The sequence below is a fragment of the Weissella viridescens genome (assembly GCF_014789145.1).
GTDB classification, from domain to species: Bacteria; Bacillota; Bacilli; order Lactobacillales; family Lactobacillaceae; genus Weissella; species Weissella viridescens.
The window spans coordinates 1,408,429-1,428,950 of record NZ_CP061835.1 but is presented as its reverse complement, the minus strand read 5'-3'; the positions used below and the strand labels follow the sequence as shown (position 1 = coordinate 1,428,950).

Here is a 20,522-nt window from a genome sequence, read left to right as displayed (position 1 = left end):
GGTATAATGAAATTATATAGAATAGAGAATTTGGAGATAACACCATGGTCAAACAAATTACTGAGGACATTTTAAATGAGGTCATTGTTAAACGGCCGGCTGATAGTTATAAGGGCGATTTTGGTCGAGTTCTTTTAATTGGTGGTGACAAACAATATGGTGGGGCGATTACCATGGCTGCTCAAGCTGCTGTATCTTCAGGCGCTGGATTGGTGACAGTAGCCTCTGATGCCGTTAATCGAACAGCATTGCATAGTCGTGTCCCTGAGGCGATGTTTGTCGACTGGACTGATTTGGACGTCTTAATGGAACAAATCGATAAAAGTGACGTTGTTTTAATGGGATCGGGCATGGGATTAACAGACTATGCGGTTTCTTTGGTTAAGCGCGTTTTAATGCAGATGAACGCCAAACAGGTATTAGTTGCTGATGGGTCAGCCTTGACGATTGTGGCGAATGAACACTTGAGCTTTCCACGGGACACATATACTGTAATTACGCCCCATCAAATGGAATGGGCGCGTCTCAGTAATATTCAATTGAACTATCAAGATGAAATTGAATTGAATGATGTCCAGCGATCGATGTTAAATGTCGATGTGCTAGTCCTTAAGCAACATCACACCATGATTTATAATAACGAGGGACAACAACAAATCATGGTTGGCGGACCATATCAGTCAATCGGCGGTATGGGTGACGTTTTGGCAGGAATTGTTGCCGCTTTTGTTGGCCAATTTAAGCTAAATCTATCACACACGGTGCAAGCCGCGGTTTATGCGCACTCAGCTTTGGCTGAACAAATGGCAGGTTACAACTATGTTGTTCGACCATCACTGTTAGCTGATGGTATGGCGAACTTCATGGGACGTTATCAAAGTAATCTTGATTAATCAGGCGCTACCCAGCGCGCAAATTAAAAAAATAGCGTATAATAGTGAGCAAGATGTGAAAAATGGAGGACTGAGAATAATGGTTAAAGCAACAGAATGGTTAGCAAAGTCATTAACATACGAAAATGACTTATTGGCTGATTTGGAAGATATGATGATGATTAAGTCTGTCCGTGACGATGCGGCAGCAACTGAAGATGCGCCTTTGGGACCTGGACCAAAAGCAGCTTTGGAAAAGTTCTTGGAAATTGCTGAACGCGACGGTTTCCGTACAGGTAACTACCACAATTTAGTTGCCTATGCTGAATTGGGACCTGAGGATGCAGAAGAATCAGTTGCCATCATTGGTCACTTGGACGTCATGCCAGCCGGTGATGGTTGGACTAAGGATCCATGGACACCCGTTATTGAAGATGGTCGTCTATATGGACGTGGTTCTTCTGATGATAAGGGACCTTCATTTGCTGGATACTATGCCCTAAAGATGCTTAAAGATATGGAAGTGCCTTTGAAGCGTAAGTTGGTCTTCATCGTTGGAATTGACGAAGAATCTGACTGGACTGGTATGGATGATTTCTTTGAAGCCTACGGTGAACCTACAATGGGATTCTCACCGGATGCAGAATTCCCAATTATTAACGGTGAAAAGGGTAACGGATCTACTGTTGTTCGTTTTGCTGGAAATAACGAAGGAGCAACACGTCTAATTTCATTCTCTGCTGGTGAACGACCAAACATGGTTCCTGGTGTTGCTAAGGCGGTTGTTGAAACTGAAGATCCTGAAGCGCTTGTTGCTCAAATGGACAAGTATCTTGCACAAGAATCACGTGTTAAGGGTGAAGCAGAAGTGAATGATAACCGTGTTGACTTTACTTTCTTCGGACACCAAGTTCACGGTGCGTCACCGGAAACTGGTGAAAACGCGGGAACTTACTTAGCTAACTTCTTGAAGGAAGCTGATTTTGGTGGCAATGCGCAAGGATTCCTAGATTTCCTTGGTGGTACATTGCATGATGATACAACTGGAACTAAGGTTGGTATTGCAACGCACGATGATTTGATGGGTGATCTATCAATGAACGTGGGTATTCAACGCTTTACCGACGGTGAAGATGGCTTTGTTGACATCAACATCCGTTACCCACAGAACATTACAGCTGATGATATTGAAGCAAAGATCAGTGCAGCTATTCCAACGAACTTTGCCGCTACTGCTGCTAATGAAGGTCACGCCATGGTACCACACTACGTACCTGGTGATGATCCACTTGTCTCAACCTTGCTTGATGTTTACCGCGATCACACTGGTTTACCTGCGGGTGAACGTGTTATCGGTGGGGGAACATTTGGTCGCTTGTTGAAGCGTGGCGTTGCCTTTGGTGCTATGTTTGAAGGTGTTCCTGATACAATGCACCAAGCTGACGAATTCTTCCCAGTCGCTGATTTGACACGTGCCATGGCTATTTTTGCCAATGCTATGTACGAATTAGCAAACAACTAAACACCTTTTAAATGAATTGGTCTGGCAGACTTTTTTGGAAATTCCGAAAAGTTTTCCAGACCAATTTTTATTTTGCGCATGAGATGGCGAGTTCGCGAGAGGGGATAATGTTATAATTTTAGTTAGGATTGTGGTTGCCGGACGCAGCTCGTCCAAATAATGCTAAAATATAAAGTATGTCAAATTGATAATCACGAATAAAAACGATTCCGAAATAAAGGAGTAACCATGAAAATAGACACAAAGTTTGCCAAATTAAGTTTGACCATGGGTGCCCTCATGCTCGGTGTTCTGATGATCGGCTCACGCACGCAGGCAGATCAAAATCAGGGCATCATCCAAGAAAAAGCTTTATCGAAACCTTATGTCGTATACGGGGCGGGAGCGGTTCAAAAAACCCAAGTAGCCCAGACTTTAGGTATTAATGACAACTATCAAAAGCTTGTCACACAAGTGAGCGATGCTAAGTATCTGGGACTAACTCAGTTGAAAAAATCCGATATGGTGGCTTCGGTATCAGTTGCCCCAGCCAAAGATAATACTGGTAACTTGGTTAATATTGAGAATTTTGAAGGTGATAAAAATATTACGCATGTCTTTGCACAAGAATACGCCATGGCAGCAACCCTAGGTGGGGCTAAGGACTTGATTATGACGTTTACTTCCGATAAGCGTGTTCTCGGTACCGATGGTTTGGTGGGTGTTTATCAGGCGTTAGCTGATGATGGCGCACCACTGGACCCAACGAATACGGCAGCAGCTAATCGGGTGATGGAGGCGACAATCAATGGGATTGCGCCGAACAATATGAATGATCGCTATATTGGTAAATTGACGTCAGCGATTACCATGACTGCGGGAGAATTGGCTAAACGCCGACAAACGGGCGATACGATTGATATTAATGTTGTCTATAACCAACTAACGGTTAATTTAGAACAACGTGATATTCGTAATGACGTTTCAGATGATCAAATGAACCAACTATCAATGGCCTTGCAACAATATAACCAGGCACCAATTTCAGGGGCAAAACCAATTGTTTCACGTACAAGTGCGCTGTCTGATAAATTAGTTAAAACAACAAATAACAAGATGGCTGGTGCGAGTGATTTTAAAAATGAAGGTGATGCGCATAATGCATCAAACTGGTTTGTTTCAAATATTTGGAATCCATTGATCCAATTTTTGCGTGGCAATTAAAGACTTCGATCAGGTATGAGGGGGAACAATTTTGAAACTAGATGTAGAAAAAATTGAAGCGGAACTACCTGACTTCAATGTCAATGTATTCGATGTTATTTCGTCAACGAATACCATTGCCAAAAAACAAATACAGCAGGCTTCAGATAAACAACAACTTGTGCCAGGTTTAGTGGTTGCAAATGAACAAACGGCAGGCTATGGACGACAAGATCGGGCTTTCTATTCTCCAGCTGATGTTGGTATCTACATGACGGTGATGACACAAGTAACGACGCAGCAGTGGCAACATCCAGAAACCTTAACCTTAAACACCGCGGTTGCAATTCAAAAAGTTATCCAGTCCGAGCTCGGGATTTCATTGGGCATTAAGTGGGTAAATGATCTTTATTTGCATGAGCGTAAGGTAGTTGGTATTTTGGTGGAAACAGTGCAACCCCCAACTAACGGACATCTAGGGTTTGTCGTGATTGGGATGGGCATCAACTTACAAGCACGTGATATTCCAGCGCAACTGCAAACAAAAATGGGTGGGTTAACAACGGACTCAGTTGATCGTGAACGCCTCATCAGCCAACTTAGTCAGGCATGTCTGGCAGTGATTCAAATGGACTTTTCGCAATTACGCCAACAGTACTTGCAAAATTGTTTCATTTTACAACAAGAAGTCACGCTTCAACATGGACATGATACGATTATAGGGAAAGTCGTGGATGTCGATGATTATGGACGAATTGTCCTAGCGACGCAGTACGATCGTCAGGCATATAGCGCAGGTGAAATCACCAAAGTCAATTTAAGCTAACGGAGAGAACAACATGAAAGTTCGAGAACTCACATTAGCGGCAATGTTTGCCGCCATTATCAGTATCATTGCCCCATTCTCAATTCCAATGGGGATGGTCCCAATTAGCATGCAAACATTAATTGTGCCACTAATTGCCAGTATTACAACGACTCGAATTGCGCTCCTTTCAGTTGGTGGGTATCTAGCGATTGGCTTAATGGGATTACCTGTTTTTGCAGGATTTCATGGTGGCTTAGCGAGTTTTGTAGCACCTACCGGTGGGTATTTGTTGGCAATGCTCGTATTTCCATTAGTGATTAGTCCGTTGATGATGCGATATCAAACGACGGCAATGTTGGTCCTTAGTAACGGGCTTGCAGCCGTGCTTCAACTGGCTTTGGGGACGATTTGGTTAGGGCTTGCGGCACATTTATCAATGTCAGTGGCTTTATCGACAGGATTTTTAGCCTTTCTTATGCCACTCGTGATTAAATTGATTTTGGTCGTTCTTTTAGCTCTAGGTGTGAAGCACTTCATGCATCTGCCAATCGGCTAATACTAGCCAGTGAGATTGAGGAGAAACTATTTTGAAACGTAAAGTCTTTGTCGTCACAGGAAATACCGGAACAGGTAAAACGTCTGTGACGAAATACTTAAATGAATTCTATGAAATGCCCAAAGTAGTGACGCATACAACGCGTCAACCACGTGCAGGTGAAATGGATCAGGTTGATTATTATTTTGAATCACATGATACTTTCGCCCAAAACCATTATCTTGAACAGGTGACCTATGACGGTAATCAATATGGGTCTTCTAGAGAGGGGCTAGAACGTGCGTTCGAGAAAAATCCATTGATTACGATTGTCTTAGACACACAAGGGGCAGCCACATATCTAGAGGAATTACCAGCCGATGAAGTCGTTGTTATTTATTTAACTGTTTCAAAAGAACATGATCTCTATCAACGTCTGGTTAAACGTGGAGATGATGTTCAAAAAATTCATGAACGTCTATCGAGTGAAGAATACGTACGAGATACACAGATTCCAGAGAATTTACAAGCACAGGCCCATGTTGTTGAAAATGATGACTGGGAAGAAACCAAAAACAAGATTGATGCCATTGTGCAAGCATCCATCCAAAATGATTAAAGATTAAGTAATTGGGGGGAGTTAACATGACTTATCGAACACCACCTTTTGTCACACCAGTGGCATTAGTGTCGATTATCCTAGCATTAAGTGCCGGAAATGCTGTTGTTAATGTGACGACGAATACACATAATGGGGGACCAACACGGGCGCAAGTCGCTTCAAGTAAAAAAGTGAGTGAGTCACGTGAAAAAGTGAGTGAGTCAAAAAAGAAAGCTAGTGAAGCATCGGCCAGTGACGATAAAGCAACGACTGAACAAGCGGGGGACACGAGTGCGACAAGTGCTGATGAGACCAAACGAGAGTCAACGTCGTCGGCATCTAGTTCCGTAACAGAAAATTCTGACTCAGCATCAGACACTTCTTCTGAAACTAGTTCATCAACCGCAGATACGTCTTCTGAGTCAACATCAAATACCACGCCATCTGAAGCCTCTGCAACATCGACTAGCAATGGACAAAGGGGGAATTAAGGATGCTATCAACTTTAGACTTAATTAATCACTACCTAGGCTATTTGAATGTGAATGCTAAATTAAAAGGTCGCATTTATACAGTTCTAGCATTTGTGGGAGATACCTATATTTTGTATCTAGCCTTTTCATACTTCAAAAATCATGCCTACTTACGAAGTGCGTTGCTTGGAGCTGCCTTTATCGGAATTTTGTATTTTGCGATTGTTAATTTTTATTACTATTTCACAAGTAAACATATGAAATTCGATGTTTCACCTTATATTGCAAAAGTGCTAGGCGAGCGTGAAGAAGCAGAAGCTGAGCAGAATATGGCTGAAGCAAATGTGCAGTTTGTCCCATCTAATGGTATCTATAACCAAAAGGATGTTTTACCTGCAACTGTTGAACTGGACAATGAAACGAAGGCAACTTTAAATGAGATGGCACAAGCATTGCAAGCTAATCAGTTAGTGCAGGCGGACTATAAAGGGTTATCCGAGGCACAGCAACAGGCTTTGCTTGAGCAAGGACAATCAAAAATCTATGCCAATGGCGATGGAATTCCATTGCCATATTATCGTCTTGAGCAGGAGCCAGATGGACTTGCCGTTTACGGTGGTTTGAATGAAATGTCGGCCAAACGTTTAGGTGTCGTGAAGGAAGTTGGTCTCCAGCCGATTGAAGCCGCTCTAGAAAAATATGATTTGTATATTGCGACGGCACTCTTGCAAGGGGGACCAGCGCATGTCAAAGGTCGTTCCGGCTTAACTGAAATTCAAGATCCTTATGATTTAAAAGTCGAGCTAGCTTATAAAAAGAAGTCGTAAATCTGAATTTAATTAAAAAGTGAATTTAAGATGAGAAAATCTGTCGTTAGACAGATTTTTTTGTTTGACAAATTGTAGTATTTGAGATTAAGATGATGATAGTACAACAATATATGCGAGTACGTTTCCCGGTATAATCTGTGTGGTTATATCGGGTTGCTTTGTAATTACTTAGCAAATTTTAAGTTAAGTAAGTTTATTTTTAGGAGGACACCCCGATGTCAATGATCGAGTTTAAGGATGTCGAAAAGTATTATGGAGATTTCCATGCTTTGCACGATATCAATTTAGAAGTTGAAGCCGGTGAAACGGTGGTTTTGCTTGGACCTTCTGGTTCAGGAAAGTCGACATTAATTCGAACTGTAAATGGTTTAGAGTCAATTGAAGGGGGACAATTAATCGTCAATAATCAGGACTTGGCTGACCCAAAGACTGATTTAAACCGTCTTCGTAAAGACGTTGGGATGGTCTTCCAACACTTTAATTTATATGAAAATAAGACAATTCTCGAAAATATTATGCTAGCACCACGTTTAGTCTTGCACCGTGATGAAGACGAAAATAAAAAAATTGCCATGGGCTTGTTGGATCGCGTGGGCCTTGCTGATCAAGCTAATAAATACCCAGCGCAATTGTCAGGTGGACAACAACAACGAATTGCGATTGCACGTTCACTTGCCATGAAGCCTAAGGCGCTTTTGTTTGATGAACCAACATCTGCACTTGACCCTGAAATGGTTAATGGTGTTTTGAAGATTATGCGTGAAATTGCGCAAGATTCATCTATGACCATGTTGGTTGTGACACACGAAATGGGATTTGCAAAGCAAGTGGCGGACCGTGTTATTTTCATGGCCGATGGAAAGATTCTTGAAGATTCACCAACTGCTGAATTCTTTGAAAATCCTAAGGAACCACGGGCTCGTCATTTCCTATCACAAATTGTGCATTAAGGAGGGGCGACCATGCAGATTAAGAAAGTAGCCGGACTTACGTTAGGTTTCTTGGCAGCTGGTCTGTTTGTGAGTGGGGTTGCAACAAGCCCTGTACAAGCTGAGACGACGGCAAAGAACCAAACGTATGACCGAATTAAAAAAACACATACCATGAATTGGGGTGTTAAGGGTGATACTAAGTTAATGGGATTGACTAATATCCGAACTGGAAAATTAGAAGGTTTCGATATTGATATGGCAAAAGCGATTACGAAGCGCATTGATCCGAAAGCTAAACCTGAATTAACGCAAATCACTTCTGGAACACGTGTCCCAATGCTTTTGAATGGTAACATTGACGCGATTATTGCGACAATGACGATTACACCTGAACGTAAAAAGGTTGTTGATTTTTCTGAACCATACTTCAATGCGGGTCAGGCTTTGATGGTGATGAAGAAGAGTGATGTGAAATCAATCAAAGATTTGAATCATAAGGGCGCCCGCATCTTGGGTGTCCAAGGTTCTAATTCAATTGAAAATGTGAAAAAATTCGCCCCTAAGGCCAAGGTTGTGGCATTGCCCGATTACGCAACAGCATTAACTGCGCTTGAATCAGGTCAAGGGGACGCCCTAACAACAGATAACAGTATTCTCTATGGAATGGCTGTTGATAACCATAATGTCAAAGTTGTTGGTGGTAACTTTACGACTGAACCTTATGGTGTTGCTGTAGACAAGGCTGATCCAAAATTGACCAAAGCAATTAATAAGGCGATTGACGAGATGAAGGCGGATGGTTCATATGATAAGTTGGCCAAGAAATGGTTTAACGATGTTCCAGGTATGAACTGGAAGGAGGTCACTGAGTAATGTGGACACTATTTACAAGTCACGCCAGTGAGTTCTTTACTGGTTTTGGTTGGACGATTTTATCAAGTGTCATTGCTTTAATCGGATCAACTATTTTAGGTTTAGGGTTTGCCCTTTTGCAAATTGTACCGAACCGCTTTGCTAATATTGTAGGTAAAATTTATATTGAAGTCGTCCGTAATATTCCACTGTTGGTTATCACAATGTTCTTTTACGTTGTTGTGGCGAAAGTGTTGAACTTAAACGGCTTTGTTTCTGGAACGATTGGATTGACTTTGTATACGTCAGCCTTTATTGCCGAAACGATCCGTGCTGGAATTAACTCAGTTGATTCTGGGCAATATGAAGGCGCACGTTCGAATGGATTAAGTTGGTGGCAAGCAATGCGTTATGTGGTGCTGCCACAAGCAATTCGTTTGGTGATTCCACCGTTGGGAAACCAGTTTGTGAATTTGATTAAGAATTCATCAGTATTGGCTTTCGTAGCTGGGTTGGATTTGATGTATCAAGCCAATATGATTTCGCAACTAACGTTTGATACATTTGGACCATATATTATCGTTGCTATTTTCTATCTCATTCTAACGTTGCCTTTGAGCTATTACATGCGTTATCTTGAGAATAAAACAGACCGTTAGGAGGAGAAGATAAATGCAAGAATTTTTACAAGCATACTCATGGATTAATATGCGTTTCCTTCTAACTGGATTGTGGGTAACGATTGAAGTTTCAGTAATCTCAATTATTTTTAGTTTTATTATTGGATCAATTCTGGGCGTGATTCGCTATATGAAGGTGAAATATCTTTCAGCAATCGTGGGATTTATCATTGATATGATCCGTAATTTGCCGCTCTTGTTGATTATTTTCTTCACGTACTTTGCGTTACCACGAATTGGTGTTCACTTTAATGTGACGGTTTCGACAATTGTTGCGATGACGATTTTCGAATCGGCAATGTTGGCTGAAATTGTGCGTTCTGGTATCAAGGCTGTTCCAAAGGGTCAACTTGAAGGAGCGCTCTCAAACGGGTTGAGTTTTTACCAGGCTCTGTGGCATATTCTCTTACCACAAGCGTATAAGAAAATGATTCCACCAATCGTGTCACAATTTGTTTCGTTGATTAAAGATACGTCATTGGCAACAATTATTATGTTGCCAGAAGTGACTTTCCGAGCACAAACAATCTATGCCCAAAAGCCAATGGAAATTATTCCGATGTTCTTGATGTTGGCAATTCTGTACTTTATCTTGAACTTTACGATTTCCCAAATTGGTAGTTATATCGATCGTCGAATGGTTTCATAATATAAAGACACAAAAAAAGCTGATCTGTTTATTAACAGATCAGCTTTTTTGCGTACTTTATTCGAAATAAACACAGACCGTTTCAGGACCGTAGAATGTATCGTCCAAAAGTGTCAGCGTACCATCGTCTTCATTAATTTCAAACAATGAGAGGTTGTCTGAGAATTGGTGTCCAACGACAAGGAATTGACCAGAAGGATCAATATTGAAGTCACGTGGGAAATGCCCTTCTGTGTGAATACGTTGAATTAATTCAAGCTTACGACCATCTTCAGTCACCTTGAAGACTGCGATTGAATCGTGTCCACGATTTGAAACATAAAGTGTGTTGGTTTTTTCATTGAAACGAATAGCGGCAGCACTATTGAATTCATGCCAATCATCTGGCTTAGTGTAATACTTATCGACGAAGACCAAATCACCAGTGTCCTTATATTCAAGGACTGAAACACTACAGTCAAGTTCTCCGACTAGGTAAACATATTTACCATTTGGATTGAAGACAACGTGACGAGGACCTGTCCCAGGTTGTGCTTTATAAATTGAACGAGTTGAGAGTAAACCATTTGGTTCAACATCATAAATATAGACTTGGTCAGTTCCTAAATCACAAACGATTAACCGACCATCTGGTGTCAGGTTCGTATAGTGGATATGTGGTGCGTCTTGGTTAGGATGTGGCCCAGTCTTGTCATGGTGATAGAATGACGTTGCGGGTCCGACCCCTTTATCCTCGAGTACAGTATAGGTATTTAACTCACCCTTATGGTAGTTAGCGCCGTAAATGAGTTGGCGATCTTCATCGAACCCAACATAACAAACAGGTGCGCCTGTCTCAAGGACCTTGTTGATAAGCTTGTACTTACCATCACCATCGGGACGGTAGGCAGCAATACCACCCATGCGTTCTTGATCATAAACGGCATAAATAATACCATCTTTTGATTCAGCCACATAAGTTGGATTGCTTTCTTTAGCGAGAAGTGTGAGGTTTTGCAGTTTTTTTGCTTCAGTATCAAGCTCAACGCGGTAGATACCTTCGCTATCTTTCTTTGTATAAGTTCCAAGTAGGAATGGTTCAATCATGATTTTCACCTCCGTGTAAAATAAAAGAGCAAAGCCAAAACCATTTAATAATGGCAGGGCTTTGCTCACGTCATACCAATATTAAATTTAATATTAATATTGAAAATGTCCTATATCAAATTACTTGTTCTTGAAGAAGCTTTGTGCGGGGAACTTTGGTAGCAATTTTGTCCAAACAGCAATCAAAGAACCTGAACCAAAGGCAGCCACAATCGTACCTAAACCAACGTGGTGCATACCAGCAAGTACAAAGGCTAGCACAACGAAAGTAATATCTTGCCAACTACGGATGATGTTGTATTCACCGTGTAGTTGCTTCGTTAAGATTGGGGCGATTGAGTCGTATGGGGCAGCTCCCATGTCTCCTGACATGTAGATAGCAGCTCCAAGCGTAAAGAATACGATTCCGATAAGTAGAATCAATAACTTTCCCCAAAAGCCAACTGAACCAAGGTTGTATTGTTGCAAAAAGTCTGAGATATATTGAATGAACACACCAACAAGGGTCATGTTCATAATTGTTCCCCAACCAATGCTTGTTTTGTCATTAAGGAAGACATAAACAAAAAGTACCAAGTTCATGCACAACTGCGTTACACCAAGTGTAAGGTGTAAGCGATCAGCCAAACTCATGTTGAAGGCAGTAAATGGGTCAACCCCAAGACCACCAACACTAAGTAGTGACGCACCAACTCCGATAATTAAGAGTCCCATTAAAATATAACCAAACTGAAAAACCTTTTTCATAAATACCTCCTCCATATTAGTAATCATTATAAAACAAAGCTGGGGGACGCGCAATGAATCAAATTCAAATACCTGGCTAAAGTATGTAGGGGACATACAATAGTAGATAAATTCATCTTTTATTAACAAGTGACACAGAAAGCATTAAGTGAGCATGTTTTGAAATTAGAATGAGAGATTCTAAAAATCAAAACGTGATTGTAAAGCGACTAAAATAAAGTTAAATGAGATTTTTTTCATTGACAACCCCGAATGTTAACGGTATATTTGACGAATAGCGAAAAGTACTCTCATAAAGATATGGTTGGGGGAAGGATTATGAAAAAAGGTATTAAAAAGCCGCTAGTCGTTGCGGCTGGTTTTGTCTTAGCAGGAACGGTGCTGTCACAAACGACAGCAAGTGCTGATAAGTACAAAACAATTAATTGGACGGAGACGGCACCATTAAGTACGATGGACCCCTCAAAAGTAACAGCAGCAATTGACTTTGATGGATTGACTGCAACAAATGATGGTCTCTTTCGAGCAGATAAAAATGATGATCCACAGCCAGCTTTGGCGGAATCATACACAAAGAGCGCGGATGGCCTACATTATACATTCAAGCTTCGCCACAATCTAAAGTGGTCGAACGGTGACCCGTTGACTGCTAAGGATTTTGTTTATGGTTGGCAACGTACCAATGATCCAAAGACAGGATCACAGTACGCCTACTTGTACTCAGGAATCAAGAATGCTGATGCCATTCAAGCAGGTAAAGAAAAGGATCTTTCTAAACTAGGGGTTAAGGCTGTTGACGACAACACCTTGCAGGTTGATTTGGAACGTCCTTTGCCACAATTGGTAGCCATGTTACCAATGGCACCTTTCTTCCCACAGAATGAAGCCTTTGTTAAGAAGACTGGTAATAATTATGGGACGCAATCAAAGTACTTACTTTCATCTGGACCATATGTTCAAAAGGATTGGAACGGCTCTAACGATGTCGTAACTTATGAAAAAAATCCTAAGTATTATGACAAAGATGCTGTGAAAACAAAGAAATTAGTGATTAAGACGATTGCTGATCAAAATACTGGATATAATTTATATAAGTCTAATACCATTGATTTCACCACCTTGTCACCACAACAAGTCACAGCCTCTCGACACAATAAGGCATATACAACAATTCCTTCAGCAACAACTGCCTACTTGCAGTTAAATGAAAAGACTGTTCCTGAATTTAAGAATACAAATATTCGTCGAGCAATTTCTTACGGAATTGACCGTGATGTCCTAACGGATAAGGTCCTAACGGGTAGTGCGACACCAGCCACAACTTTTTCTGCAACAAAGTTGGTTAAAGATCCAAATAACGGCGAAGACTTCTCGAAGTCAGTTACGCTTAAGGATGCTGTAAGCTATGACCTACCTAAGGCACAAAAGTTGTTCGATGAAGGTTTGAAAGAGACTGGCAAGAAATCTTTGACGGTTCAGTTGTTGGTAGACGATAGTGATGCTGCAAAGCGGACGTCACAATACTTGCAAGATCAATTGCAACATATTAAAGGACTGAAAGTGACGATTAAAACGGTGCCTTATAAGCAACGTATTCAACTTTCTGGTGAAAAGCAATTCCAAGCAGTTATTTCACTTTGGGGTGCTGATTACCCTGATCCTTCAACCTTCTCAGATTTGTATAAAGCAGGAGCCTCATTTAATGAAGGTTCATGGAACAACAAGGAATATACAGATTTGATTGATAAGGCGAATGGACCTGATGTGAATAACCCTAAGGCACGTTTTAATGATTATAAGCAAGCCGAACATATTATGAGTAAGGAAATGGGAGTTGTCCCACTTTACTATCGTTCACAGGCTGCGTTTGTTCGTCCAAGTGTAAAGGGGATGGTAACACATCCATCTGGAGCACCATATGATTTCAAGTGGGCTTATAAGGAATAGTATATTGTTTCATCAATCAAGTACTTTGGTTGCTGATTAATTAGGATAGAAAGGTTTGTCAGATATGTCGGGAATGGTTAAATATGTTTTAAAGCGACTAGGCATTATCTTGTTAACGTTGATCATTATTATTTCAATAACGTTCTTCTTAATGAAATTAATGCCTGGGTCACCATTGGCAAACGCTGAGCGTTTGTCAGATACGCAACGTCAGGTAATTGAAGCGCAATATGGACTGGATAAGCCTTTAATTGTGCAATACTGGAATTACTTAGTGAATGCGCTCCAATTTAACTTTGGAAATTCATTCCAATTCCAAAATCAACCAGTATCAACGCTAATTGCCCAACGTATCGGGCCTTCAGCACAATTGGGGATTCAAGCCCTAGTGTTTGGAATTGTAGCCGGAATTGGACTTGGAGCAGCTGCAGCTGTGCATCGTAATACTAAGACAGATACATTTTTATCAATTTTAGCTGTGTTAGGTGTTTCAATTCCATCATTCGTCTTCGCCGCTCTTTTGCAATACTACGTCGGTTTGAAGTTAAACTGGTTGCCAATTGCGGGCTGGGAAGGGTTTAAATTTACAATCCTACCAACGATTGCCTTAGGAATGCAGCCAATGGCCACAGCCGCCCGCTTCATTCGAACTGAAATGGTTGATGTTATGGGATCGGATTATATTGAATTAGCCCGTGCCAAGGGACTTTCAAGTAATGACATTGTGTGGCGTCACACGTTGCGTAACTCATTGATTCCTTTGGTTACATTGATTGGGCCAATGGCCGTCAACTTGATGACTGGATCAGTTGTTATTGAAAAGATTTTCGCCATTCCTGGAATTGGGGGACAATTCGTCTCATCAATTTTGACGAATGACTACCCATTAATTATGGGAACTACCATTGTTTACTCAATGATGTTGATGGTAGTGTTATTGATTACTGATATTTTGTATGGATTGATTGATCCACGAATTCGTTTAGCAAATTAGGGAGGAACGAAAAATGGCTGAATTAAATCAAGTGTCAGCAGCTGATTTCGAGTTGCTGCCTAATGACCGTAAACGTAATGATGAAACAATTGAAAAGCCATCATTGAGCTTTGCCCAGGATGCATGGCGTCGGTTGAAAAAGAATAAGGGAGCATTTGTGTCATTATGGATTATCATTGCGATTTTCCTAGGAGCTTTCCTTTCTGTACCATATGCCAATACAACGACCACATCTAAGCAAAATGTGATGCAACAAAATTTGCCACCACGTATTCCAGGTAATATTCCCGGTTTCCGTGGAGAACAAAAAATTGATGGTGAAAAGTTTAATGCGTACGAACGCGCCAATGTGAAGAAGGGTGAAACCCATATCTTTGGAACGGATCAATTCGGACGTGATATTTTCAAGCGAGTCCTTTATGGAACACGTATCTCACTAGAAGTTGCCTTGATTGCGGCACTAATTGACTTAGTCTTTGGTGTTTCATATGGTTTGATTTCTGGTTGGAAGGGTGGCCGCGTCGACATGGTGATGCAACGAATTGTTGAAATCGTGTCATCAGTGCCAAATTTGGTTGTCTTTGTTTTGTTGATTTTGATTATGAAGCCGGGGCTATTCTCAATTGCCTTGGGTATTTCATTAACATCATGGACGTCGATGGCCCGACTTGTGCGAGCGGATGTCTTGTCTTTGAAAGAACAAGACTTTATTTCCGCTGCCCGCACATTGGGAACCTCTCCAATTAAAACTGGGCTCCGCCACTTAGTACCTAACGTTTCATCAACCATTATTGTGCAGTTGATGTTCACAATTCCATCGGCAATCTTCTTTGAAGCCTTGCTTTCATTTATTGGAATCGGAATCCCAGTGCCAATGGCGTCACTTGGAACGTTACTGAATGATGGACAAACGGCCTTCCAATTCTATCCATATCAACTAGTATTCCCAGCAATCGTGATGTCAGTTTTGATGATTGCCTTTAACTTGTTGGCGGATGGATTGCGTGATGCCTTTGATCCACGAACACGTGATTAAGGAGTAGAGGGGAAATGACAGAAAACATCCTTGAAGTAAATGATTTAAAAATCAATTTCCACACTGACAACGGAGCCGTGCAAGCGATTCGTGATATCTACTTTAATCTAGAAAAAGGCGAAACATTAGCCTTAGTTGGTGAATCTGGATCCGGAAAGTCAGTGACAACGCGTACCATTATGGGCTTGTTGGCTAAAAATGCGGAAATTGAACGAGGCTCAATTCAATTTAAGGGTAAGGAACTCATTGACTTACCTGAAAATGAATTCCGCTCAATTCGTGGTTCTGAAATTGCGATGATTTTCCAAGATCCAATGACTTCATTAGATCCAACGATGAAAATTGGACAACAAATTGCAGAACCACTGATTAAGCACCAAGGTATGGGTAAAAAAGAAGCTTGGGATAAAGCGCTAGACATGATGAATCTAGTTGGTATTCCAAATGCAAAAGCTCATATTAATGATTACCCACACCAATTTTCAGGTGGAATGCGTCAACGTATCGTCATTGCGATTGCGTTGATTGATAACCCTGAGGTTTTGATTGCTGATGAACCAACCACCGCTTTGGATGTGACGATTCAAGCCCAAATTTTGGACTTGATGAAAAAAATCCAACGTGAGTTAGGGACTTCAATTATCTTTATTACCCATGATTTAGGTGTGGTGGCTGGAATGGCAGACCGTGTGGCAGTTATGTATGCTGGACAAATAGTCGAAGTCGGAACAATTGATGAAATTTATGGTTTCCCACAACATCCATATACATGGGGGTTGTTGAACTCAATGCCAACAACACAAACCAACAAGGGAAGCTTGGAAGCTATTCCAGGAACACCGCCTGATTTGTTGAACCCACCAGTTGGGGATGCTTTTGCACCACGTAATAAGTATGCCTTGGCAATTGATGAAAAAAAGCAACCACCTTATTTCCAATTGTCACCAACCCATTTTGCAGCGACATGGTTATTGGATGAACATGCACCTGAAGTTGTACCACCTTTGACAGTGCAACAACGTTGGGCCAAGTACAAGCAAGCTCATCCTGAAGCGGATAAAAAGCAGGCTAAGCCAGTAGATGCATCCGCAATTTTGTCTAGATAGGAGTTTGATGATGGTAGAAGATCGTAAGAAACTGGTTGAAATTAAGAACCTAGACATTACCTTTAACAAGGGACGTAAAAACCAAACTTTAGCGGTTCAAAATGCCTCATTTGACATTTATGAAGGTGAAACTTTTGGTTTAGTTGGTGAGTCTGGTTCTGGAAAAACCACCATTGGACGTACAATCATGAAGTTGAATGCGCCAACGGCTGGTGAGGTTCGCTATGATGGCACCGATGTGACCAAGATTAAAAAGAAGGCTGATTTAAAACAGTTCCACCAAGAAGTTCAAATGATTTTCCAAGACCCACAAGCATCATTAGATATGCGAATGAAGGTCAAGGATATTATTGCTGAAGGACTTGATGCGAATGGTCTCGTTAGCAGCGCTGATGAACGAACAAAAGTTGTTGATGACATGCTAGAAACGGTTGGGCTTAAGAAAGAACATGCTAATCGTTATCCCCATGAATTCTCGGGTGGACAACGTCAGCGTATCGGAATTGCCCGTGCTTTGGCGATGTCACCACGTTTCATTGTTGCTGATGAACCAATTTCAGCGCTGGACGTTTCAATTCAAGCGCAAGTCGTTAACCTATTGCAAAAATTGCAAAAGGAACGCAATTTGACGTATCTTTTCATTGCACACGACCTTTCAATGGTTAAGTATATTTCTGACCGTATTGGTGTGTTGCACTGGGGTAAGATGGTTGAAATTGGACCAGCTGATGAAGTGTATGATCATCCTTTGCACGATTACACGCGTTCATTGTTGAGTTCAATTCCTGAGCCTGATCCAGAGGTAGAGCTTAATCGTAAACCAATTGTTTATGACCCAACTCGTGAAATGGACGGACAAGATCGAACAATGATTGAAATCGCCCCAGAACATTATGTTTGGGCAACACAAGATGAGATTCCAATGTATCAAGAGCGTGCTCGTGAGTTTGGACTCATTTAAAACCTTAAAAAAGACAGAAATTTATTTCTGTCTTTTTTATATGGCGACGTTGGTGGAATGTGATGTTTTAAAGTAATTCATGGTATAATGGAAGACAATACAAAAAGAGTAGGAGAATTATTTCGTGAAACAATGGCAAAACAAAATTAAAATTCCACGGTTATTTCAGAATCGTTCGATTGGTTGGATTGTCATTCTTGTCTCGCTGATTGCGCTCTTGGGTCTAATTTTAGCTTTCAATGTCAATTGGTTGATTGGTGTTGTTTGGTTAATCTTGGTCTTAATTGCTTTAACGATTATTTTCCGAACATTGCGTGACATCAGTGATGATACCGCACAATATTTGACAAATTTGTCATACCGCATTAAGCGTAGTGGTGAAGAATCAGCTCTCCAGATGCCGGTTGGGTTGCTCCTTTACAATGAGATGCATACCGTAAATTGGGTTAACCCTTATTTGCAAGATTTATTGGGTTCAGAGATTATTATCGGAAGCCAACTATCAGATCTTTCTGAAGCGCTTGAAAATATTGTTGAACAAGCAACTCAAGCGGATTCCGAAAATCATACTGATGAAGATGACCAAGCTGATAGTCCAAAACGGACGCGGTTAGAATGGTTGGGTCGGATATTTGAAGTTTCGGTGCAAACTGACATTCAAGTCATCTATTTTTATGATGTCACTGAGAATGCGACTATCAAGCAAACCTATGAAGACCATCGGTTATTTATTGGGTTAGTATCAGTGGATAACTATGATGAAATTACTGAAAGTATGAGTGATGCGAATGCCTCAGCTTTACGTACCTTCTTAACGCGTTCATTAACGAATTGGATGGATGCGCATGAAGTTTATACGCGCCGCATTGCTGTGGACCGATTTATGTTAATTGGTTACGATGCTGGCTTAGAGCAGGCTGAGGCTGATCGCTTTAGTATTTTAGATGATGTCCGCGAGGCAACGTCAGCACAAAATATGCCGTTGACGTTAAGTATTGGAATTGCGTACCATGAGGCTTCGATTAATCGTTTGGCTGAAAATGCACAATCTAACCTTGATTTAGCGTTAGGGCGAGGTGGTGATCAAGTTGTGGTTCGTGCCGAAGATGGCGAAGCACGCTTCTATGGCGGAAATACAAATCCAATGGTGAAGCGAACACGAGTCCGAGCACGTGTTATTTCACAAGCTCTAAGTGATTTGATTATGCAAGCGGATCAAGTCTTTATCATGGGACATGCTAATCCAGACATGGATTCATTTGGGGCAGCTTTAGGGGTGCGTCGAATTGCACAAATGCATGACAAACCATCTTGGGTCGTCTATGATCGTAGTCAAACGGCGCATTCAGATATCGAACGCTTGTTGGCTGATTTAGCTGAAGAGCCACGTAACGAAAATGCGTTGATTGAACCAAGCGATGTCTTGAATCAGGCGACTGAACATAGCTTGTTAATTATGGTGGACCACTCAAAGCCATCTATCACGGAATCGCGTGATGTCTATGACCGTTTGAGTGATCATGTTGTTATTATTGACCATCATCGTCGTGGTGAGGAGTTCCCAGCAGAACCACAATTGGTTTATGTCGAGTCTTACGCCTCATCAAGTTCTGAACTGGTTTCAGAACTCTTTGAATACCAGCCAAACAAACAAGGCCGAGGGTTAACCCGTGTGGAAGCCTCAGCCATGTTGGCAGGAATTCAAATTGATACTAAGTCATTTACCTTACGTACAGGGACACGTACATTTGATGCCGCGAGCTATTTGCGCTCAGTTGGTGCCGATGGGACCTTGATTCAAGACTTTATGAAAGAATCAGTTGATTCATATCGTGATCGTTCACGTTTGATTGAACAAGTCCAAGTGTATGATGATGTCGCGGTCGTCGTGGCAGATGACAATATTCAATACGATTCTGTCGTTGCTGCGCAAGCAGCGGATAGTTTGTTACAATTAATTGGCGTTAAACGTTCCTTTGTCATTACCCGACGTGATGATGAAACAATTGCTATTTCAGCCCGTTCCGATGGAACGGAAAATGTTCAGATTGTGATGGAACAATTAGGTGGTGGTGGCCATCTAAGTAATGCGGCAACGCAGTTACATGATACAACCACCCAAGACGCTGCGGAAATGCTCAAACAGACGTTGACCGAATTAGCTGAAAGTGAAGAATAAAAAGGAGATAAACTCATGAAAGTAATCTTTTTAGAAGACGTTAAAGGTCGTGGTAAGAAGGGTGACATTAAAGATGTCCCTGATGGATACGCTAATAACTTCTTAATCAAGAATAAGAAAGCTGAACCAGCAACTAAGAAGAATGTGTCAGTTAACAATGCCAAGAAGAAGGCTGAAGAACGTGATGCTGCTGAAGAAAAAGCAGCTGCAGAAGCGTTGAAGGCAAAGCTTGAAGCTGATGATTCTGTCGTCGAAGTGAAAGCTAAGGCGGGAAGCGACGGACGTTTGTTCGGCGCAGTTTCATCTAAGCAAGTTGTTGAAGCAGCAGACAAGCAACTGGGGATTAAACTTGATAAGCACAAGATGGATATGAAAGAACCAATCCATGCACTTGGCTTTTCAAATATCAAAATCAAATTACACAAGCAAGTTGAAGCAACTGTGCGTGTACACGTGGTTGAACAATAAAGTGTTTTTATAAAAGCAACGTTAGTGATAACGTTGCTTTTTATTTTGTATGAATCTGTTAA

21 protein-coding genes are annotated in these 20,522 nt (G+C 41.3%); 19 read left to right on the top strand and 2 right to left on the bottom strand.

Annotated features, from left to right (window positions below; all coding sequences use genetic code 11):
- Nucleotides 1-44: 44 nt before the first annotated feature.
- From IE337_RS07100 to IE337_RS07045, 12 genes are all read left to right on the top strand, one after another.
- Nucleotides 45-893, top strand: coding sequence for an NAD(P)H-hydrate dehydratase (locus tag IE337_RS07100; protein ID WP_191136290.1), 849 nt, complete (start codon nucleotides 45-47; stop codon nucleotides 891-893).
- A 79-nt stretch (nucleotides 894-972) separates the two neighbouring features.
- A complete protein-coding gene (gene pepV / locus IE337_RS07095; protein WP_191136289.1) occupies nucleotides 973-2,394 on the top strand; it encodes a dipeptidase PepV in 1,422 nt (473 codons plus the stop codon).
- Between the two features lie 228 nt (nucleotides 2,395-2,622).
- On the top strand, nucleotides 2,623-3,597 hold the full coding sequence (locus IE337_RS07090; RefSeq protein ID WP_191136288.1) for a DUF1002 domain-containing protein: 975 nt from the start codon (nucleotides 2,623-2,625) through the stop codon (nucleotides 3,595-3,597).
- Nucleotides 3,598-3,628: 31 nt separating this feature from the next.
- On the top strand, nucleotides 3,629-4,402 hold the full coding sequence (locus tag IE337_RS07085; RefSeq protein ID WP_191136287.1) for a biotin--[acetyl-CoA-carboxylase] ligase: 774 nt from the start codon (nucleotides 3,629-3,631) through the stop codon (nucleotides 4,400-4,402).
- 13 nt (nucleotides 4,403-4,415) lie between these two features.
- On the top strand, nucleotides 4,416-4,940 hold the full coding sequence (locus tag IE337_RS07080) for a biotin transporter BioY (RefSeq protein WP_191136286.1): 525 nt from the start codon (nucleotides 4,416-4,418) through the stop codon (nucleotides 4,938-4,940).
- 28 nt (nucleotides 4,941-4,968) lie between these two features.
- A complete protein-coding gene (locus IE337_RS07075) occupies nucleotides 4,969-5,538 on the top strand; it encodes a guanylate kinase (RefSeq protein ID WP_162259506.1) in 570 nt (189 codons plus the stop codon).
- Between the two features lie 26 nt (nucleotides 5,539-5,564).
- On the top strand, nucleotides 5,565-6,011 hold the full coding sequence (locus tag IE337_RS07070) for a hypothetical protein (RefSeq protein WP_191136285.1): 447 nt from the start codon (nucleotides 5,565-5,567) through the stop codon (nucleotides 6,009-6,011).
- A gap of 2 nt (nucleotides 6,012-6,013) precedes the next feature.
- Entirely contained in the window at nucleotides 6,014-6,820 is an 807-nt protein-coding gene (locus IE337_RS07065; RefSeq protein WP_191136284.1) for a DUF6681 family protein, read from the top strand.
- 218 nt (nucleotides 6,821-7,038) lie between these two features.
- Entirely contained in the window at nucleotides 7,039-7,773 is a 735-nt protein-coding gene (locus IE337_RS07060; RefSeq protein WP_057746710.1) for an amino acid ABC transporter ATP-binding protein, read from the top strand.
- 12 nt (nucleotides 7,774-7,785) lie between these two features.
- The gene (locus IE337_RS07055) at nucleotides 7,786-8,628 is read left to right on the top strand and encodes a transporter substrate-binding domain-containing protein (RefSeq protein WP_191136283.1); all 843 of its coding nucleotides are present in this window, start codon (nucleotides 7,786-7,788) and stop codon (nucleotides 8,626-8,628) included.
- The gene (locus tag IE337_RS07050) at nucleotides 8,628-9,266 is read left to right on the top strand and encodes an amino acid ABC transporter permease (RefSeq protein WP_057746703.1); all 639 of its coding nucleotides are present in this window, start codon (nucleotides 8,628-8,630) and stop codon (nucleotides 9,264-9,266) included. Before IE337_RS07055 ends, IE337_RS07050 begins: the two co-directional genes overlap by 1 nt.
- A gap of 13 nt (nucleotides 9,267-9,279) precedes the next feature.
- Nucleotides 9,280-9,936, top strand: a complete 657-nt coding sequence (locus IE337_RS07045; RefSeq protein ID WP_191136282.1) for an amino acid ABC transporter permease — start codon at nucleotides 9,280-9,282, stop codon at nucleotides 9,934-9,936.
- Nucleotides 9,937-9,993: 57 nt separating this feature from the next.
- Here IE337_RS07045 and IE337_RS07040 read toward each other — a convergent pair whose 3' ends face one another.
- A complete protein-coding gene (locus IE337_RS07040; protein WP_191136281.1) occupies nucleotides 9,994-11,022 on the bottom strand; it encodes a lactonase family protein in 1,029 nt (342 codons plus the stop codon).
- Nucleotides 11,023-11,142: 120 nt separating this feature from the next.
- Nucleotides 11,143-11,769, bottom strand: coding sequence for a YczE/YyaS/YitT family protein (locus IE337_RS07035; protein ID WP_191136280.1), 627 nt, complete (start codon nucleotides 11,767-11,769; stop codon nucleotides 11,143-11,145).
- Between the two features lie 318 nt (nucleotides 11,770-12,087).
- Between IE337_RS07035 and IE337_RS07030 the strand changes: the two genes are divergently transcribed.
- The 7 genes from IE337_RS07030 (at nucleotide 12,088) to rplI (ending at nucleotide 20,460) form a co-directional block, all read left to right on the top strand.
- Nucleotides 12,088-13,716 (top strand): peptide ABC transporter substrate-binding protein, encoded by a 1,629-nt coding sequence (locus IE337_RS07030; protein WP_191136279.1) that lies wholly within the window; start codon nucleotides 12,088-12,090, stop codon nucleotides 13,714-13,716.
- A 73-nt stretch (nucleotides 13,717-13,789) separates the two neighbouring features.
- The gene (locus IE337_RS07025; protein ID WP_057746913.1) at nucleotides 13,790-14,710 is read left to right on the top strand and encodes an ABC transporter permease; all 921 of its coding nucleotides are present in this window, start codon (nucleotides 13,790-13,792) and stop codon (nucleotides 14,708-14,710) included.
- Between the two features lie 13 nt (nucleotides 14,711-14,723).
- Complete coding sequence (locus IE337_RS07020; RefSeq protein WP_057746689.1) at nucleotides 14,724-15,746, top strand: ABC transporter permease; 1,023 nt, start codon at nucleotides 14,724-14,726, stop codon at nucleotides 15,744-15,746.
- A gap of 14 nt (nucleotides 15,747-15,760) precedes the next feature.
- Nucleotides 15,761-16,852 carry an ABC transporter ATP-binding protein gene (locus IE337_RS07015; protein ID WP_057746686.1) on the top strand — a complete coding sequence of 364 codons (1,092 nt, stop codon included), beginning with the start codon at nucleotides 15,761-15,763 and terminating at the stop codon, nucleotides 16,850-16,852.
- 10 nt (nucleotides 16,853-16,862) lie between these two features.
- Nucleotides 16,863-17,813 (top strand): ABC transporter ATP-binding protein, encoded by a 951-nt coding sequence (locus tag IE337_RS07010; RefSeq protein ID WP_057746683.1) that lies wholly within the window; start codon nucleotides 16,863-16,865, stop codon nucleotides 17,811-17,813.
- 124 nt (nucleotides 17,814-17,937) lie between these two features.
- Entirely contained in the window at nucleotides 17,938-19,992 is a 2,055-nt protein-coding gene (locus IE337_RS07005; RefSeq protein ID WP_191136278.1) for a DHH family phosphoesterase, read from the top strand.
- 15 nt (nucleotides 19,993-20,007) lie between these two features.
- Entirely contained in the window at nucleotides 20,008-20,460 is a 453-nt protein-coding gene (gene rplI / locus IE337_RS07000) for a 50S ribosomal protein L9 (protein WP_191136277.1), read from the top strand.
- Nucleotides 20,461-20,522 lie beyond the last annotated feature (62 nt).

Excerpts from the sequence above, each read along its gene's own strand:
- IE337_RS07100 (WP_191136290.1), top strand. The coding sequence starts at position 45 with ATGGTCAAACAAATTACTGAGGACATTTTAAATGAGGTCATTGTTAAA.
- rplI (WP_191136277.1), top strand. The coding sequence starts at position 20,008 with ATGAAAGTAATCTTTTTAGAAGACGTTAAAGGTCGTGGTAAGAAGGGT.
- IE337_RS07050 (WP_057746703.1), top strand. The coding sequence starts at position 8,628 with ATGTGGACACTATTTACAAGTCACGCCAGTGAGTTCTTTACTGGTTTT.
- IE337_RS07055 (WP_191136283.1), top strand. The coding sequence starts at position 7,786 with ATGCAGATTAAGAAAGTAGCCGGACTTACGTTAGGTTTCTTGGCAGCT.
- IE337_RS07015 (WP_057746686.1), top strand. The coding sequence starts at position 15,761 with ATGACAGAAAACATCCTTGAAGTAAATGATTTAAAAATCAATTTCCAC.
- IE337_RS07035 (WP_191136280.1), bottom strand. The coding sequence starts at position 11,769 with ATGAAAAAGGTTTTTCAGTTTGGTTATATTTTAATGGGACTCTTAATT.
- IE337_RS07090 (WP_191136288.1), top strand. The coding sequence starts at position 2,623 with ATGAAAATAGACACAAAGTTTGCCAAATTAAGTTTGACCATGGGTGCC.
- pepV (WP_191136289.1), top strand. The coding sequence starts at position 973 with ATGGTTAAAGCAACAGAATGGTTAGCAAAGTCATTAACATACGAAAAT.
- IE337_RS07020 (WP_057746689.1), top strand. The coding sequence starts at position 14,724 with ATGGCTGAATTAAATCAAGTGTCAGCAGCTGATTTCGAGTTGCTGCCT.
- IE337_RS07060 (WP_057746710.1), top strand. The coding sequence starts at position 7,039 with ATGTCAATGATCGAGTTTAAGGATGTCGAAAAGTATTATGGAGATTTC.
- IE337_RS07080 (WP_191136286.1), top strand. The coding sequence starts at position 4,416 with ATGAAAGTTCGAGAACTCACATTAGCGGCAATGTTTGCCGCCATTATC.
- IE337_RS07045 (WP_191136282.1), top strand. The coding sequence starts at position 9,280 with ATGCAAGAATTTTTACAAGCATACTCATGGATTAATATGCGTTTCCTT.
- IE337_RS07070 (WP_191136285.1), top strand. The coding sequence starts at position 5,565 with ATGACTTATCGAACACCACCTTTTGTCACACCAGTGGCATTAGTGTCG.
- IE337_RS07030 (WP_191136279.1), top strand. The coding sequence starts at position 12,088 with ATGAAAAAAGGTATTAAAAAGCCGCTAGTCGTTGCGGCTGGTTTTGTC.
- IE337_RS07040 (WP_191136281.1), bottom strand. The coding sequence starts at position 11,022 with ATGATTGAACCATTCCTACTTGGAACTTATACAAAGAAAGATAGCGAA.
- IE337_RS07065 (WP_191136284.1), top strand. The coding sequence starts at position 6,014 with ATGCTATCAACTTTAGACTTAATTAATCACTACCTAGGCTATTTGAAT.
- IE337_RS07010 (WP_057746683.1), top strand. The coding sequence starts at position 16,863 with ATGGTAGAAGATCGTAAGAAACTGGTTGAAATTAAGAACCTAGACATT.
- IE337_RS07025 (WP_057746913.1), top strand. The coding sequence starts at position 13,790 with ATGGTTAAATATGTTTTAAAGCGACTAGGCATTATCTTGTTAACGTTG.